The following is a 16,410-nucleotide window of genomic DNA, read 5'->3' on the forward strand; positions in this document are numbered from 1 at the left end:
GCCTTCGGCAGCTCCTACATGGGCTGCGTAAACCTGTAGGAGCTGCCGCAGGCTGCGATCTTTTGATCTTGAAAATGAAAGGAAACCGCCATGACCAGCACCGCCCAGCACACCCAGGTTGTACAAAAGCAATTCGGTGAACAGGCCGCCGCCTACCTGAGCAGCGCTGTTCACGCTCAAGGCACCGAATTCGCGCTGCTACAGGCTGAACTGGCCGGGCAGGGCGACGCCCGGGTGCTGGACTTGGGTTGTGGCGCCGGTCATGTGAGTTTTCATATGGCGCCGCTGGTCAAGGAAGTGGTGGCCTACGACCTGTCGCAGCAAATGCTCGATGTGGTCGCCGCCGCGGCGGTTGATCGCGGTTTTGCCAACATCTCCACGGTCAACGGCGCCGCCGAGCGTCTGCCGTTTGCCGATGGCGAATTCGATTTCGTGTTCAGCCGTTATTCGGCGCACCATTGGAGCGACCTCGGCGTGGCCCTGCGCGAAGTGCGTCGGGTGCTGAAACCCGGTGGTGTGGCGGCGTTCGTTGACGTGTTGTCACCGGGCAGCCCGTTGTTCGACACCTATTTGCAGAGCGTTGAAGTGCTGCGCGACACCAGCCATGTGCGCGATTATTCTGCCGGCGAGTGGCTGCGTCAGGTCAGCGAGGCCGGGCTGCATACCCGCAGCACCACGCGTCAGCGTCTGCGTCTGGAGTACAGCAGCTGGGTCGAGCGCATGCGCACGCCCGAGGTGATGCGCGCGGCGATTCGCCAGTTGCAGCAGTCGATGGGCAACGAAGTGCGCGAATATTTTGAGATTGATGCCGACGGCTCGTTCAGTACAGATGTAATCGTATTGATGGCTGAGCGCTAAGAATTTTTCCGGGCGCGCCCTGAGTGGCGCACCGACTGATGACATGAGGAAAGCATGAGCAAGCAGATTCTGATTCTCCCAGGTGACGGTATTGGTCCGGAAATCATGGCCGAAGCGGTCAAGGTGCTGGAGCTGGCCAGCGACAAGTACAGCCTGGGCTTCGAGCTGAGTCATGACGTGATCGGTGGTGCCGCCATCGACAAGCACGGCGTGCCGCTGGCCGACGAAACCCTCGACCGCGCCCGTGCTGCCGACGCCGTCCTGCTGGGCGCCGTGGGCGGCCCGAAATGGGACACCATCGAGCGCGACATCCGCCCTGAGCGCGGCCTGCTGAAGATTCGTGCGCAACTGGGCCTGTTCGGCAACCTGCGTCCGGCGATCCTCTACCCGCAACTGGCCGACGCTTCGAGCCTGAAGCCGGAAATCGTTGCTGGTCTGGACATCCTGATCGTGCGTGAGCTGACCGGTGGCATCTACTTCGGCGCGCCACGTGGCACCCGTACTCTGGACAACGGCGAGCGTCAGTCCTACGACACTCTGCCGTACAGCGAAAGCGAAATCCGCCGCATCGCCCGCGTCGGTTTCGACATGGCCATGGTTCGCGGCAAGAAGCTGTGCTCGGTGGACAAGGCCAACGTGCTGGCGTCCAGCCAACTGTGGCGTGAAGTGGTCGAGCAGGTCGCCAAGGATTACCCTGAAGTCGAACTCAGCCACATGTACGTCGACAACGCGGCCATGCAACTGGTGCGCGCACCGAAGCAGTTCGACGTGATCGTCACCGACAACATGTTCGGCGACATCCTGTCCGACGAAGCCTCGATGCTCACCGGTTCCATCGGCATGCTGCCGTCGGCTTCGCTGGATTCGAACAACAAGGGCATGTACGAGCCTTGCCACGGTTCGGCGCCGGACATCGCCGGTAAAGGCATTGCCAACCCGTTGGCGACCATTCTGTCGGTGTCGATGATGCTGCGTTACAGCTTCAATCTGCACGATGCGGCTGATGCCATCGAGAAAGCCGTCAGCGTGGTGCTGGATCAAGGCTTGCGTACCGGTGACATCTATTCAGCCGGTTGTACCAAAGTCGGAACGCAGGAAATGGGTGACGCAGTAGTCGCCGCGCTGCGGAATCTGTAATCTCTCGGGCCCGCTGCGAAATTCAATACAAAGCAGCGGCCCACTTTTCAAGAAGGTGTAGTTGCGATGAAACGTGTAGGTCTGATCGGTTGGCGCGGCATGGTCGGTTCCGTGCTCATGCAGCGGATGCTGGAAGAGCAGGATTTCGATCTTATCGAGCCGGTGTTTTTCACCACTTCCAATGTCGGTGGCCAAGGCCCGTCCGTGGGCAAGGACATTGCTCCGCTCAAGGACGCTTACAGCATTGAAGAGCTGAAAACCCTCGACGTGATCCTGACCTGCCAGGGCGGCGACTACACCAGCGAAGTGTTCCCGAAGCTGCGCGAAGCCGGCTGGCAGGGTTACTGGATCGACGCGGCTTCCAGCCTGCGCATGAACGATGACGCTGTCATCATTCTCGACCCGGTCAATCGCAAGGTCATCGACCAGCAACTGGACGCGGGCACCAAGAACTACATCGGCGGCAACTGCACCGTCAGCCTGATGCTGATGGGCCTGGGTGGTCTGTTCGAAGCCGGCCTGGTCGAGTGGATGAGCGCCATGACCTATCAGGCGGCCTCCGGTGCCGGCGCGCAGAACATGCGTGAACTGATCAAGCAGATGGGCGCGACCCATGCTGCGGTGGCCGATCAACTGGCCGATCCGGCCAGCGCGATCCTCGACATCGACCGTCGTGTGGCCGAAGCCATGCGCAGCGACGCGTACCCGACCGAGAACTTCGGCGTACCGCTGGCCGGCAGCCTGATCCCGTGGATCGACAAGGAACTGCCGAACGGCCAGAGCCGTGAAGAGTGGAAGGCTCAGGCCGAGACCAACAAGATCCTTGGCCGCTTCAAGAGCCCGATCCCGGTCGACGGTATCTGCGTGCGCATCGGCGCCATGCGTTGCCACAGCCAGGCGCTGACCATCAAGCTGAACAAAGACGTGCCGATCGCCGACATCGAAGGGCTGATCAGTCAGCACAACCCTTGGGTCAAACTGGTACCGAACAACCGCGACATCAGCATGCAGGAGCTGAGTCCGACCAAGGTCACCGGCACCCTGAACGTCCCGGTGGGTCGTCTGCGCAAGCTGAACATGGGCTCGCAATTCGTCGGTGCCTTCACCGTCGGCGACCAACTGCTGTGGGGCGCGGCCGAACCGCTGCGTCGCATGCTGCGGATCCTGCTTGAGCGTTGATCCTTTGATGTAATGAAAGAACCCGTGCCTTGTGAGAGGTGCGGGTTTTTTTTATGGCATTTTAAAAGATCGCAGCCTTCGGCAGCTCCTACAGAATCGGGTTCACACGCAACTCCTGTAGGAGCTGCCGAAGGCTGCGATCTTTTGCTCTAAATTGCCGAACCGCCAGTCACCCGGTAAAGTGCCGCTCCCCCCGTTTCGCCAGAGGTAGAACCATGACCCAGACCCTTGATATTGCCGTCGTCGGCGCCACCGGTACTGTCGGCGAAACCCTCGTGCAGATTCTCGAAGAGCGCGACTTTCCGGTCGGTAACCTGCACCTGCTGGCCAGTAGCGAATCCGCCGGCAGTTCGGTGCTGTTTCGCAACAAGAACGTGCGCGTGCGTGAAGTCGACGAGTTCGATTTCAGCAAGGTCAAACTGGTGTTCTTCGCCGCTGGTGCTGCCGTTTCCCTGAGTTACGCGGCGCGTGCCCACGCGGCCGGTTGCTCGCTGATCGACCTGTCCGGCGCGTTGCCGGCCGAGCAGGCGCCGCAAGTGGTGCCGGAAGCCAACGCCGAGGTCATCGCCGGTCTGAAAGCACCGTTCCAGGTCAGCAGCCCAAGCCCTTCGGCGACGACGCTGGCCGTGGTGCTGGCGCCGCTGCTCGATTTGCTCGAGCTGCAATACGTCAACGTCACCGCCAATCTCGCCGTCTCCGCGCAAGGTCGCGAAGCCGTGACCGAGCTGGCGCGGCAGACCGCCGAGTTGCTGAACATGCGTCCGCTGGAGCCGACCTTCTTCGATCGGCAGATGGCCTTCAACCTGTTGGCTCAGGTCGGCACGCCGGACGCTCAAGGCCACACGCTGCTGGAAAAACGCCTGGTGCGCGAGCTGCGTCAGGTGTTGGCGCAGCCTTTATTAAAGATTTCCGCTACTTGCGTTCAAGCCCCGGTGTTTTTTGGCGATAGCTATAGCGTGACCTTGCAGTCAGCGAGCGCGGTCGACCTGGAAAAGGTCAACGCCGCACTGGAAGACGCACCCGGCATCGAGCTGGTTGAAGCCGGCGATTACCCGACAGCGGTGGGTGACGCGGTGGGGCAGGACGTTGTCTATGTTGGCCGTGTGCGCGCCGGTGTCGACGACCCGGCGGAACTTAATCTGTGGCTGACGTCAGATAACGTACGCAAAGGCGCCGCCCTGAATGCTGTGCAGGTCGCTGAATTGTTGATAAAAGACCTGCTGTAAAAGATACTTGGCAACAATTTGTCGACTGATTCTAGGTGAGCGCTATGCTTGCCCGGAGCACTTGATAACGTGTCACCCTCCGGGACTTTCCGGGGCATCAAAGAAATGATCGCGCGCGGCATGTGTCGTCGTCGCGCGCAATGCCTTACGGCAGCGGCAATCAACATCTTCTCGCTGGCCGAGGAACGTTCAAACAAAGGATGAGGCTATGGTTCAAGTTCGCAAACTGGTGTTAGCAATAGCGGCCGCCTCGGCGCTGTCCTCCGGTATGGCGCATGCCCTCGGGCTCGGGGAGCTGACCCTGAAGTCGACCCTGAACCAGCCGCTGGTGGCCGAGATCGAGTTGCTCGACGTCAAGGATCTCACCGCTGCCGAAGTGGTGCCGAGCCTGGCTTCACCCGAAGATTTCGCCAAGGCCGGTGTCGATCGCCAGGCCTTCCTCAACGACCTGACGTTCACCCCGGTGCTCAACGCCAGCGGCAAGAGCGTGCTGCGCGTGACGTCGAGCAAGCCGCTGTCGGAACCGATGGTGAAATTCCTCGTGCAGGTGATGTGGCCGAATGGCCGTCTGCTGCGCGATTACAGTGTGCTTCTGGATCCGTCGAAATTCTCGCCACAGACCGCTGACGCCGCCGCGCAACCGGCGCCGTCGCAGACCATCACCGCACCGACCACCGGCGCCACGCACCCGAATCAGTACACCACCACGCCGCGCGATACCCTGTGGGAGATCGCCGCGAAGGCGCGCACCGGCGGCTCCGTGCAGCAAACCATGCTGGCGATTCAGGCGCTGAATCCGGATGCGTTCATCGACGGCAACATCAACCGGCTGAAAACCGGTCAAGTGTTGCGTCTGCCGGACTCGGTGGAAAGCACCGCGCTGCCACAGTCCAAGGCGATTGCTGAAGTCGCCGCGCAGAACGAAGCTTGGCGTCAGGGCCGTCGTTATGTGGCCAAGCCTGGCACTGGTCAGCAGCAGCTCGACGCTACCAAGCGTGGCCGCAGCAATGTCGGCACCGGCCAGAATGCCAAGGACAACTTGAGCCTGGTCTCCGCCGAAAGTGCCAAGGCGCGGGGCAAAGGCCCGGCCGGCGATGCCAAGGCCTTGAGCAACAAACTGGCGGTGACTCAGGAAAGCCTCGACACGACCCGTCGTGACAACGAGGAACTGAAAAGCCGCATGGCCGATCTGCAAAGTCAGCTGGACAAGCTGCAACGCCTGATCGAGCTGAAGAACAATCAACTGGCGAAGATGCAGGCCGAAGGCCCGGGCGCTGCGCCAGCCGCCACCGCTGCCGTACCGGCGATCACCGCCGAACTGGCCGCAACGCCGCCAGCGACGCCGGCGGAGGCCGCACCTACCCCGGAATCGGCGATTGCGCCACCGGTCGACACGCCTGCCGAGACGCCAGTGGTTGCGCCAAAACCGGTAGTCGATGAAGACAAAACCTTCAATGAACTGCTGACCAATCCGATCCTGCTGGGGCTGATCGGCGGCGGTGCGGTGGTGCTGCTGCTTCTGCTGTTGCTGCTGGCCCGTCGCCGCAAAGCCCAGCAGGAAGCCGAGAAACACCTGCGCATGGCCCGCGCTCTGGCGGAAGAGCAGGAGTTCTCTGCCGAGCAGGATCTGCCGGAAAGCAGCTTCGAAGGTCTGGAAACACCTGCCGCCAGCGTCAAGCTCAACACCCCGGCATCTGCGCCAGCGCCTGCTGCGGTAGTGGCTCCGGTGGTGATGGCCGAGCCGATTGCCGCGCCATTGGTCGCGCCGGCCGCCGAGCGTTCCGATGACGTGCTGGACAAGGCTCAGTCGCACATTAACGCCGGTCGCCTGAATCAGGCTGCCGCGCTGCTGGAAGAGGGCGTCAGTCTTGAACCGCAGCGCAGTGATCTGCGGCTGAAACTGATGGAAGTCTATGGTCAGCAGGGTGACCGCGATGCGTTCGTCGGTCAGGAGCGCCAGCTGGTGGCCAATGGCGACAACTTCGCCAAGGTCGAAGAGCTGAAAAAACGCTTCCCGGCCATGGCTGTAGTCGCGGTTGCGGGTCTGGCTGCAGCGGCGGCCGCCGCCGAACTCGATGCGCAATACGTCAAGGAGCTGCTGCTTGACGAGCCAGAGGCGCCTGCACCTGAGCCTGCGGCAGACGATCTGGACAGCGCGTTCGATCTGAGTCTGGACGACCTCGACAACATCACCCCCGTTGAGCCTGCGCCTGTCGTCGCACCTGAAGCTCCGGTGGAGCTGGACGAATTCCCGGCTGACGACGATCTGAGCTTTGAGTCGGTGCTGCAACAGCAGACCGAGATCAAAGAGAACCTCGACGACCTGTCGGACTTCGACCTCGATCTGGACCTCGGTGCCGAGCCTGCGCCAGCCCCGATGGCTGACCTGGCGGACGATGACTTCCTGCTGGATCTGGACGAAGGCGTGAAAGACCTGTCGCCTGCCGAGCCTGTGGTCGCCAGCGAAGTGCCACAGGACGATCTGGAGCTGCCCGCCGATTTCGATCTGTCGCTGGCCGACGAAATGGACACCAACCCGGCCGAACCGGATGCCTTCGCGGCAGAGCTGGATGACGTCAACGCCGAGCTGGATCGTCTGTCGCAGAGCATCGCCGAGCCGACTTTCACCGAAGCCGACGCGGCCATGGGTGATGAACTGGGCGAAGACGACTTCGACTTCCTCGCCGGCACCGACGAAGCCGCCACCAAACTCGATCTGGCCCAGGCCTACATCGACATGGGCGACAATGACGGCGCGCGCGACATCCTCAACGAGGTGTTGACCGAAGGTGACGAGAAGCAGCGGGGCGAGGCCAAGGAAATGCTTTCGCACCTGGCTTGAGTCAGCGGTAAATCAAAAACGGCAGCCCGATCAAGGCTGCCGTTTTTGTTTGCTTTTTAATATCAAAAGATCGCAGCCTTCGGCAGCTCCTACAGAGGAACGTAATCTCATGTAGGAGCTGCCGAAGGCTTCGATCTTTTGATCTTGAAACTGGCATCCCCGACCCACAGCCTTATAATGCCCGCCTTTGTACATCAGCAGGCTGTCCCACCTTGGCAAACATAGATAACCCGGCCGCCGAAATGGCACCCGAAGGCTTTTACCGCGTGGCACTGGGCGTCGAGTACAAAGGCTCGCGCTACAGCGGCTGGCAGCGTCAGTTGACCGGCGTGGCCACGGTGCAGGAAGAGCTTGAAAAAGCCTTGTCGAAAGTCGCCAACTCGCCGATTTCGCTGCAGTGCGCCGGTCGCACCGATGCGGGTGTGCATGCGTGCGGGCAGGTGGTGCACTTCGATACGCCGGTCGATCGTTCGCTGAAAGCCTGGGTGATGGGCGCCAATATCAATCTGCCCCACGACATCAGTGTCAGCTGGGCGCGGGTGATGCCGGCGCATTTCCATGCGCGATTCAAAGCCATCGCCCGCCGTTATCGCTATGTCATCTACAACGATCAGATTCGTCCGGCGCATCTCAATGAAGAGATCACCTGGAACCACCGCCCGCTCGACGTCGAGCGCATGGCGCAAGCTGCGCAATATCTGATTGGCACCCACGATTTCAGTGCGTTCCGTGCCGGCCAGTGCCAGGCCAAGTCGCCGATCAAGAAGATGCATCACCTGCGCGTGACCCGGCACGGCAAGATGATCGTGCTCGATATCCGCGCCAACGCCTTTTTGCACCACATGGTGCGCAACATTGCCGGTGTGCTAATGACCATCGGTGCCGGCGAGCGCCCGGTCGAGTGGATGAAGGAAGTTCTGGAAAGCCGCGAGCGCCGTTCCGGTGGTGTGACCGCGCACCCGTACGGGTTGTATCTGGTGCAGGTCGAGTATCACGATGAATTTCCGTTGCCCGAGCGTTTTATCGGGCCACATTTCCTTACGGGTTTCTCGGAACTTGACGGCTGACGCCCTCGAGCGCTTTTGTTACCATCCGGGACTTTCCCGAATTTGACGCGGAGTTTTTCTCGATATGTCAGCCGTTCGCAGCAAGATCTGCGGGATTACCCGCATAGAAGATGCGTTGGCAGCGGTCGAGGCCGGGGCGGATGCGATCGGGTTCGTGTTCTACGCCAAGAGCCCGCGTGCAGTGAATGTGCAGCAGGCGAGGGCGATCATTCAGGCTTTGCCGCCCTTCGTGACGACGGTGGGCTTGTTCGTCAACGCCAGTCGCTGTGAATTGGGGGAAATCCTCGATGCCGTGCCGCTGGATCTGTTGCAGTTCCATGGCGACGAGACCGCGCAAGAGTGCGAAGGCTGGCATCGTCCGTACATCAAGGCATTGCGGGTCAAGGCCGGCGACGACATCGCGGCTGCCGTCGATGCCTATCCGAGTGCCAGCGGTGTGCTGCTCGACACCTACGTCGAAGGTGTGCCCGGCGGAACCGGTGAGGCGTTCGACTGGTCATTGATTCCGCAGCAATTGAGCAAGCCGCTGATCCTGGCGGGTGGCCTGACCCCAGAAAACGTCGCCGACGCCGTGGCCCGGGTCAAACCGTACGCCGTCGATGTCAGCGGCGGGGTAGAGGCGAGCAAGGGCATCAAGGATCCTGCGAAGATCCGCGCGTTCATCAATGCCGTACGCAGCAGCTCGCAGGGAGCGTCTACTTCGATGTGACGGCTGGCAGTCTGCCGCCGTCCATCAATGCACTTGCACAAAGCAGGCGAGGCTGAGGGTTTCTGGAGTTGAACGCAGGTCATGTTTCGCGCTGACCGCGGCGTTCCACCAACCATCGCCACACACATGAATTTAGCTGAAGGGCATACGCGGGGCTGCGAACCAGAGCGTTCGGGCCGCCGGTACTGGAGAAAGAAAGCATGAGCAACTGGTTGGTAGACAAACTGATCCCTTCGATCATGCGGTCGGAGGTCAAGAAGAGCTCGGTGCCTGAAGGTCTGTGGCACAAATGCCCGTCCTGCGAGGCTGTGCTGTATCGCCCTGAGCTGGAAAAGACCCTGGATGTTTGCCCCAAGTGCAACCACCACATGCGCATCGGCGCACGGGCGCGCATCGACATCTTCCTGGATGCCGAAGGTCGCAACGAGCTGGGTGCCGATCTGGAGCCGGTTGACCGTCTGAAGTTCCGTGACGGCAAGAAGTACAAGGACCGTTTGGTCGCTGCACAGAAGCAGACCGGCGAAAAAGACGCGCTGATCTCCGTCAGCGGCACCCTGCTGGGTATGCCGGTGGTGGTGTCGGCGTTCGAATTCAGCTTCATGGGCGGTTCCATGGGCGCCATCGTCGGTGAGCGCTTCGTGCGCGCCGCCAACTACGCCCTGGAAAACCGTTGCCCGATGATCTGCTTCGCCGCCTCCGGTGGTGCGCGCATGCAGGAAGCGCTGATCTCGTTGATGCAGATGGCCAAGACGTCGGCCGTACTGGCGCGTCTGCGTGAAGAAGGCATTCCGTTCATCTCGGTGCTGACCGATCCGGTCTACGGCGGCGTTTCCGCCAGCCTGGCAATGCTCGGCGACGTGATCGTCGGTGAGCCAAAGGCGCTGATCGGCTTCGCTGGCCCGCGCGTGATCGAGCAGACCGTGCGGGAAAAACTGCCGGAAGGCTTCCAGCGCAGCGAGTTCCTGCTGGAGCATGGCGCGATCGATCTGATCATCGATCGTCGTGAACTGCGTCCACGCCTGGGCAATCTGCTGGCGCAACTGACCGGCCAGCCGACTCCGACCTACGTCGCCGCTCCTGTCGAGCCAATCGTCGTTCCACCGGTGCCTGCCAACGTATGACCGAGCGTACCCTTGGCGAGTGGCTCGCCTACCTTGAGCAGTTGCATCCATCGGCCATCGACATGGGGCTGGAGCGTTCGCAACAGGTAGCGTCCCGCATGGGACTGGGCCAGCCGGCGCCTCGGGTGATCACGGTCACCGGCACCAACGGCAAGGGTTCGACCTGCGCTTTCGTGGCTTCATTGCTACGGGCGCAGGGCCTGAGCGTGGGTGTCTACAATTCTCCGCACCTGCTGCGTTACAACGAGCGGGTGCAGCTCAATGGCGTCGAAGCCACTGACGCACAGCTGTGTGAGGCCTTCGCTGCAGTCGAGGCCGGGCGTGGCGACACTTCCCTGACTTACTTCGAAATGGGCACCCTGGCGGCGTTCTGGCTGTTTCAACAGGCAAAACTTGATGCTGTGGTACTGGAAGTCGGTCTGGGCGGGCGTCTGGATACGGTCAATGTGGTAGATGCCGATGTCGCGCTGGTCACCAGTATTGGCGTTGATCATGCCGAATACCTGGGTAACACCCGTGAATCCGTGGCTTTCGAGAAGGCCGGGATTTTCCGTCAGGGCAAACCTGCCTTGTGTGGTGATCTGAATCCTCCGCAACCGCTGCTCGACAAGGCGCGCGAATTGGCGTGTCCGTTTTTCCTGCGTGGGCGTGATTTCGACCTGGGTATCACTGATCAGCATTGGCAATGGCGCGGTACCGATGCGCAAGGCCTGCAGGTCGAACTGCATGATTTGCCGTTGCTGGATCTGCCGATGGAAAACGCTGCGCTGGCCTTGCAGGCGTATCTGTTGCTCGATCTGCCGTGGGATGCCTCGCAGATCGTTGCAGCCTTGCAGGCGAATCGCGTGGTCGGGCGTCTGGATCGTCGCTCCTTTGACTTCAATGGCAAGCGCTTGAACCTGCTGCTGGATGTGGGGCACAACCCGCACGCGGCGGAGTATCTGGCGCGGCGTCTGGCCAGTCGGCCTCTGGCGGGCAAACGTCTGGCGGTGTTCGGCTTGCTGGCCGACAAGGATCTGGATGGTGTTGTCGGCGAATTGAATGCTAGTGTCCAGCATTGGGCGGTCGCGCCGCTGGATTCGCCGCGTTCGCGCCCGGTCAGCGAATTGCACGCCGGGTTGCAGAACCTTGGCGCATCCGTCACGTCCTATGACAGTGTCGCGGCGGCGCTGGAAGGGCAGTGCGCAGTGGCCACCAGTGACGACGAGATTCTGTTGTTCGGATCATTTTATTGTGTCGCCGAGGCCCTTGAATGGCTGGCCCGGCGCTCCACGGAGGAAGCGGCAAATGGCTTTGCTGGATAAAGCGTACAAGCAGCGCATGGTTGGCGCCCTGGTGCTGGTGGCACTGGCGGTGATTTTCCTGCCGATGCTGTTTTCCCGCCAGGACGAGCAACGTCAAGTGACAGTCGAGGCGCCATCTGCACCGCAAGCGCCGGCTGTGCCGCAAGTGCAGCTCGAGCCGGTGGCCGTGCCTGAGCCGCAAGCACTGCCGCAGGAGCCGGTGCCGAGCGATGACGAAGTGGCCGAGCAATCGGCGCCGTCGATGCCGATTGCCGCAGCACCGGCACCCGCACCCGCGCCGACCCCGGCTCCGGCAGCCAAACCGGTTGCGCCTGCGCCCGTTGCCAAACCTGCTCCGGCGCCGGCTCAGCCGATTGCTGCGGCTGCGACCAAGCCTGACACCACGCAAAGCCGGGTCGATGCGAACGGTCTGTCGGTCAGCTGGTCGGTGCAACTGGCCAGCCTGTCGAGCCGTGAGGGCGCGGAATCGCTGCAGAAAACCCTGCGCAGCCAAGGCTACAACGCTTACATCCGTTCCGCCGATGGCAAGAATCGGGTGTTCGTCGGGCCGCTGATCGAACGTGCCGAGGCTGATCGCCTGCGGGATGTGTTGAGCCGTCAGCAGAACCTCAAGGGTTTTGTCGTGCGCTTTCAGCCCGAGCGCGGCTAGGATCTATCGATTCGATTGAAATGCACTGAAAATCGCAGCTTACCGACAGCGGTGCGCTCTGCTAAAATGCGCCGCCTTATCCGTCTGTAGGCTGCACTGTGCCATTTACCCTGGTTGACTGGGCGATCGTTGCAATCATCGCCATCTCCGCTTTGATCAGTTTGAGCCGCGGCTTCGTCAAGGAAGCATTATCGCTGGTGACCTGGATCATCGCAGGAGCGGTTGCCTGGATGTTCGGTGGCTCACTGTCCGAGTACCTCGCCGGATACATCGAAACCCCATCGGCTCGCGTGATCGCGGGCTGTGCCATCATGTTTGTCGCCACACTGATCGTGGGCGCAATGATCAATTATCTTATCGGCGAGTTGGTGCGCGTGACCGGGTTGTCCGGCACCGACCGATTCCTGGGCATGGCCTTCGGCGCGGCGCGTGGCGTGTTGCTGGTGGTCGTGGCAGTCGGGCTGTTGAGCCTGGGGCCGGTACAGCAGGACGGGTGGTGGAAAGAATCACAGCTCGTGCCAAAGTTTCTATTGGTCGCCGACTGGTCCAAAAACCTGATTCTCGGGTGGAGCAGTCAGTGGCTTGCCAGCGGAATCAGCGTACCCGCTGATATTCCGTTCAAGGAGCAACTCTTGCCGTCGGCCAAAACGCCTCAGTGAGTGTTGTTCAGTTCAGATCCATTAAGTAGGGGTTGCGTCGCATGTGTGGCATCGTCGGTATCGTCGGTAAGTCGAACGTCAATCAGGCGCTGTATGACGCGCTAACCGTGCTCCAGCACCGCGGCCAGGACGCTGCCGGTATCGTGACCAGCCATGATGGCCGGTTGTTCTTGCGCAAGGACAATGGTCTGGTGCGTGACGTGTTTCAGCAGCGTCACATGCAGCGCCTGGTCGGCCACATGGGTATCGGCCACGTGCGTTACCCGACCGCCGGCAGCTCGACCTCGGCCGAAGCGCAGCCGTTTTACGTCAACTCGCCTTACGGCATCACCCTGGCGCACAACGGCAACCTGACCAACGTTGAACAGTTGGCCAAGGAAATCTACGAATCCGATCTGCGTCACGTCAACACCAGTTCCGACTCGGAAGTGCTGCTCAACGTGTTCGCCCATGAGCTGGCCCAGCGCGGCAAGCTGCAGCCGACCGAAGAAGACGTGTTTGCCGCCGTGACCGACGTGCACAACCGTTGCGTCGGCGGTTACGCGGTGGTAGCGATGATCACCGGTTACGGCATCGTCGGTTTCCGTGACCCGCATGGCATCCGTCCGATCGTGTTTGGCCAGCGTCACACCGACGAAGGCGTCGAGTACATGATCGCTTCTGAAAGCGTGTCGCTGGACGTGCTCGGTTTCACCCTGATCCGCGATCTGGCCCCGGGCGAAGCGGTCTACATTACTGAAGACGGCAAGCTGCACACCCGTCAGTGCGCGACCAACCCGTCCCTGACCCCGTGCATCTTCGAACACGTTTACCTGGCGCGTCCGGATTCGATCATCGACGGCGTATCGGTTTACAAGGCGCGTCTGCGCATGGGCGAGAAACTCGCCGAGAAGATCCTGCGCGAGCGTCCAGAGCACGACATCGACGTGGTCATCCCGATTCCGGACACCAGCCGCACCGCCGCGCTGGAGCTGGCGAATCATCTGGGCGTGAAATTCCGCGAAGGCTTCGTCAAGAACCGTTACATCGGCCGGACCTTCATCATGCCGGGCCAGGCGGCGCGCAAGAAGTCGGTTCGCCAGAAGCTCAACGCCATCGAGCTGGAATTCCGCGGCAAGAACGTGATGCTGGTCGACGACTCGATCGTACGCGGCACTACCTGCAAGCAGATCATCCAGATGGCCCGCGAAGCTGGCGCGAAAAACGTCTACTTCTGCTCGGCGGCCCCGGCCGTACGCTTCCCGAACGTTTACGGCATCGACATGCCGAGCGCTCACGAACTGATCGCACACAACCGTTCGACTCAGGACGTGGCGGATCTGATCGGCGCAGACTGGCTGATCTATCAGGACTTGCCTGACTTGATCGAAGCGGTCGGTGGCGGCAAGATCAAGATCGAAAACTTCGATTGCGCGGTGTTCGACGGCAAGTACGTCACCGGCGACGTCGACGAGGCTTACCTGGACAAGATCGAGCAGGCACGCAACGATGCTTCCAAGGTCAAGACCCAGGCGGTCAGTGCGATCATCGATCTGTACAACAACTGAGTTTCTACCGGCCCTGAGGGGCCGGTTTTGTATCTGACTTTTAATTTTCAAGAACAGGGCAAGGAGTGACAGCATGAGTCAGGAATGGGATGCCGGTCGGCTGGACAGCGACCTCGAAGGCGTAGCGTTCGATACCCTGGCCGTACGTGCCGGTCAGCACCGTACGCCGGAAGGCGAACACGGTGATCCGATGTTCTTCACTTCCAGCTACGTGTTCCGTACCGCCGCCGACGCGGCCGCGCGCTTTGCCGGGGAAGTGCCGGGCAACGTTTACTCGCGTTACACCAACCCGACCGTGCGCGCGTTCGAAGAGCGTATCGCTGCGCTGGAAGGCGCTGAGCAAGCGGTCGCCACTGCCACGGGCATGGCCGCGATCATGGCGGTGGTGATGAGCCTGTGCAGTGCCGGCGATCACGTGCTGGTGTCGCGCAGCGTGTTTGGTTCGACCATCAGCCTGTTCGAAAAGTACTTCAAGCGTTTCGGCGTGGAAGTTGATTACGTGCCGCTGGCCGATCTGTCGGGTTGGGAAGCGGCAATCAAGCCGAACACCAAGCTGTTGTTCGTCGAGTCGCCGTCCAATCCGTTGGCCGAGCTGGTGGATATCAGCGCGCTGGCGGAAATCGCTCACGCCAAAGGCGCGATGCTGGTGGTCGACAACTGCTTCTGCACGCCTGCCTTGCAGCAACCGCTGAAACTCGGTGCGGACATCGTCGTGCACTCGGCAACCAAGTTCATCGACGGCCAGGGCCGTTGCATGGGCGGGGTGGTGGCCGGTCGCAGCGAGCAGATGAAAGAAGTCGTCGGCTTCCTGCGCACCGCCGGGCCGACCCTGAGCCCGTTCAATGCGTGGATCTTCCTCAAGGGCCTGGAAACCCTGAACCTGCGGATGAAGGCGCACTGCGCCAACGCTCAGCAACTCGCCGAGTGGCTGGAGCAGCAGGACGGTATCGAGAAGGTGCATTACGCCGGGCTCAAGAGCCATCCGCAGCACGAGCTGGCCCAGCGTCAGCAGAAGGGCTTCGGTGCGGTAGTCAGTTTCGAGGTCAAGGGCGGCAAAGAGGGCGCATGGCGCTTTATCGATGCCACCCGCTTGATCTCGATCACTGCCAACCTTGGTGACAGCAAAACCACCATCACCCATCCGAGCACCACCTCCCACGGCCGTCTGGCGCCGCAGGAGCGTGAGGCGGCGGGGATTCGTGACAGCCTGATCCGCATTGCGGTCGGTCTGGAAGACGTGGCCGACCTGCAGGCCGACCTGTCGCGCGGTCTGGCGGCGTTGTGATCGAGTTGTCGACGCCGACGGCGGGTACCCATGGCCGCGTGGCGCTGGTCACCGGCGCCGCGCGTGGCATCGGTCTGGGCATCGCGGCCTGGCTGATCAGCGAAGGCTGGCAAGTGGTGCTGACCGATCTTGATCGCGCACGCGGTTCGAAAGTGGCGAAGGTGCTGGGCGAGAATGCCTGGTTCATCGCCATGGACGTGGCGGATGAAAGTCAGGTGGCATTGGGTGTTGCTGAAGTGCTTGGGCAATTCGGTCGTCTCGATGCGTTAGTGTGCAACGCGGCGGTGGCTGATCCGCACAACATCACCCTGGAAAGTCTGGATCTGGCGTACTGGAATCGGGTGCTGGCAGTGAATCTCAGCGGGCCGATGCTGCTGGCCAAGCACTGCGCGCCGTATCTGCGCGCGCACAACGGCTCGATCGTCAATCTGGCCTCGACCCGTGCGCGACAGTCGGAGGCAGATTCCGAGGCGTATGCGGCGAGCAAGGGCGGGTTGTTGGCGCTGACCCATGCGTTGGCGATCAGTCTTGGGCCGGAGATTCGGGTCAACGCGGTCAGTCCCGGCTGGATCGATGCGCGGGATCCTTCTGCGCGTCGAGCTGAGCCGCTGGCCGATGCCGATCATGCGCAGCATCCGGCGGGCAGGGTAGGGACGGTCGAGGATGTGGCGGCGATGGTTGCGTGGCTGTTGTCGCGCAATGCCGGGTTTGTGACCGGGCAGGAATTCGTCGTGGATGGTGGCATGACGAAAAAGATGATCTACAGCGAGTAGATCGCCTTTTTCTACTGAATTTGCGTTGAATGAACTGACGTCTTCGCGGGCAAG

The 16,410-nt window shown here is 61.5% G+C and carries 14 protein-coding genes; all 14 read left to right on the forward strand.

Annotation, left to right across the window (positions count from 1 at the left end):
* Positions 1 to 90: 90 nt before the first annotated feature.
* On the forward strand, positions 91 to 858 hold the full coding sequence (locus AB1J88_RS02800; RefSeq protein ID WP_430290139.1) for a class I SAM-dependent methyltransferase: 768 nt from the start codon (positions 91 to 93) through the stop codon (positions 856 to 858).
* 54 nt (positions 859 to 912) lie between these two features.
* Positions 913 to 1,995 (forward strand): 3-isopropylmalate dehydrogenase, encoded by a 1,083-nt coding sequence (gene leuB / locus AB1J88_RS02805; protein ID WP_430290140.1) that lies wholly within the window; start codon positions 913 to 915, stop codon positions 1,993 to 1,995.
* Positions 1,996 to 2,061: 66 nt separating this feature from the next.
* On the forward strand, positions 2,062 to 3,174 hold the full coding sequence (asd, locus tag AB1J88_RS02810) for an aspartate-semialdehyde dehydrogenase (protein ID WP_003226428.1): 1,113 nt from the start codon (positions 2,062 to 2,064) through the stop codon (positions 3,172 to 3,174).
* 215 nt (positions 3,175 to 3,389) lie between these two features.
* Positions 3,390 to 4,400 (forward strand): aspartate-semialdehyde dehydrogenase, encoded by a 1,011-nt coding sequence (locus AB1J88_RS02815; RefSeq protein WP_108183237.1) that lies wholly within the window; start codon positions 3,390 to 3,392, stop codon positions 4,398 to 4,400.
* 208 nt (positions 4,401 to 4,608) lie between these two features.
* Complete coding sequence (locus AB1J88_RS02820) at positions 4,609 to 7,242, forward strand: FimV/HubP family polar landmark protein (RefSeq protein ID WP_430290141.1); 2,634 nt, start codon at positions 4,609 to 4,611, stop codon at positions 7,240 to 7,242.
* A 242-nt stretch (positions 7,243 to 7,484) separates the two neighbouring features.
* Positions 7,485 to 8,309, forward strand: a complete 825-nt coding sequence (truA, locus tag AB1J88_RS02825) for a tRNA pseudouridine(38-40) synthase TruA (RefSeq protein WP_027611533.1) — start codon at positions 7,485 to 7,487, stop codon at positions 8,307 to 8,309.
* A gap of 64 nt (positions 8,310 to 8,373) precedes the next feature.
* Positions 8,374 to 9,018, forward strand: a complete 645-nt coding sequence (locus AB1J88_RS02830) for a phosphoribosylanthranilate isomerase (RefSeq protein WP_430290142.1) — start codon at positions 8,374 to 8,376, stop codon at positions 9,016 to 9,018.
* A 200-nt stretch (positions 9,019 to 9,218) separates the two neighbouring features.
* Positions 9,219 to 10,139 carry an acetyl-CoA carboxylase, carboxyltransferase subunit beta gene (gene accD, locus AB1J88_RS02835; protein ID WP_027611535.1) on the forward strand — a complete coding sequence of 307 codons (921 nt, stop codon included), beginning with the start codon at positions 9,219 to 9,221 and terminating at the stop codon, positions 10,137 to 10,139.
* Positions 10,136 to 11,443, forward strand: coding sequence for a bifunctional tetrahydrofolate synthase/dihydrofolate synthase (gene folC / locus AB1J88_RS02840; protein WP_430290143.1), 1,308 nt, complete (start codon positions 10,136 to 10,138; stop codon positions 11,441 to 11,443). Before accD ends, folC begins: the two co-directional genes overlap by 4 nt.
* Positions 11,427 to 12,092 carry an SPOR domain-containing protein gene (locus AB1J88_RS02845; protein WP_430290144.1) on the forward strand — a complete coding sequence of 222 codons (666 nt, stop codon included), beginning with the start codon at positions 11,427 to 11,429 and terminating at the stop codon, positions 12,090 to 12,092. The genes folC and AB1J88_RS02845 overlap by 17 nt, the downstream gene beginning before the upstream one ends.
* Positions 12,093 to 12,190: 98 nt before the next feature.
* A complete protein-coding gene (locus tag AB1J88_RS02850) occupies positions 12,191 to 12,751 on the forward strand; it encodes a CvpA family protein (protein WP_007961197.1) in 561 nt (186 codons plus the stop codon).
* A 41-nt stretch (positions 12,752 to 12,792) separates the two neighbouring features.
* Positions 12,793 to 14,298 (forward strand): amidophosphoribosyltransferase, encoded by a 1,506-nt coding sequence (gene purF, locus AB1J88_RS02855; RefSeq protein ID WP_003226416.1) that lies wholly within the window; start codon positions 12,793 to 12,795, stop codon positions 14,296 to 14,298.
* 73 nt (positions 14,299 to 14,371) lie between these two features.
* Positions 14,372 to 15,583, forward strand: coding sequence for an O-succinylhomoserine sulfhydrylase (locus AB1J88_RS02860; RefSeq protein ID WP_095668817.1), 1,212 nt, complete (start codon positions 14,372 to 14,374; stop codon positions 15,581 to 15,583).
* Positions 15,580 to 16,356, forward strand: coding sequence for an SDR family oxidoreductase (locus tag AB1J88_RS02865; RefSeq protein WP_041066071.1), 777 nt, complete (start codon positions 15,580 to 15,582; stop codon positions 16,354 to 16,356). The genes AB1J88_RS02860 and AB1J88_RS02865 overlap by 4 nt, the downstream gene beginning before the upstream one ends.
* Positions 16,357 to 16,410 lie beyond the last annotated feature (54 nt).

The organism is Pseudomonas sp. S8 (genome assembly GCF_050473925.1).
In the GTDB taxonomy this organism is placed as follows: domain Bacteria; phylum Pseudomonadota; class Gammaproteobacteria; order Pseudomonadales; family Pseudomonadaceae; genus Aquipseudomonas; species Aquipseudomonas parakoreensis.

What these genes read in the sequence shown, in the direction of transcription:
- AB1J88_RS02830 (WP_430290142.1), top strand. Translation starts at nt 8,374, where the DNA reads ATGTCAGCCGTTCGCAGCAAGATCTGCGGGATTACCCGCATAGAAGAT.
- AB1J88_RS02815 (WP_108183237.1), top strand. Translation starts at nt 3,390, where the DNA reads ATGACCCAGACCCTTGATATTGCCGTCGTCGGCGCCACCGGTACTGTC.
- purF (WP_003226416.1), top strand. Translation starts at nt 12,793, where the DNA reads ATGTGTGGCATCGTCGGTATCGTCGGTAAGTCGAACGTCAATCAGGCG.
- AB1J88_RS02845 (WP_430290144.1), top strand. Translation starts at nt 11,427, where the DNA reads ATGGCTTTGCTGGATAAAGCGTACAAGCAGCGCATGGTTGGCGCCCTG.
- asd (WP_003226428.1), top strand. Translation starts at nt 2,062, where the DNA reads ATGAAACGTGTAGGTCTGATCGGTTGGCGCGGCATGGTCGGTTCCGTG.
- AB1J88_RS02800 (WP_430290139.1), top strand. Translation starts at nt 91, where the DNA reads ATGACCAGCACCGCCCAGCACACCCAGGTTGTACAAAAGCAATTCGGT.
- truA (WP_027611533.1), top strand. Translation starts at nt 7,485, where the DNA reads ATGGCACCCGAAGGCTTTTACCGCGTGGCACTGGGCGTCGAGTACAAA.
- AB1J88_RS02860 (WP_095668817.1), top strand. Translation starts at nt 14,372, where the DNA reads ATGAGTCAGGAATGGGATGCCGGTCGGCTGGACAGCGACCTCGAAGGC.
- leuB (WP_430290140.1), top strand. Translation starts at nt 913, where the DNA reads ATGAGCAAGCAGATTCTGATTCTCCCAGGTGACGGTATTGGTCCGGAA.
- AB1J88_RS02820 (WP_430290141.1), top strand. Translation starts at nt 4,609, where the DNA reads ATGGTTCAAGTTCGCAAACTGGTGTTAGCAATAGCGGCCGCCTCGGCG.
- accD (WP_027611535.1), top strand. Translation starts at nt 9,219, where the DNA reads ATGAGCAACTGGTTGGTAGACAAACTGATCCCTTCGATCATGCGGTCG.
- folC (WP_430290143.1), top strand. Translation starts at nt 10,136, where the DNA reads ATGACCGAGCGTACCCTTGGCGAGTGGCTCGCCTACCTTGAGCAGTTG.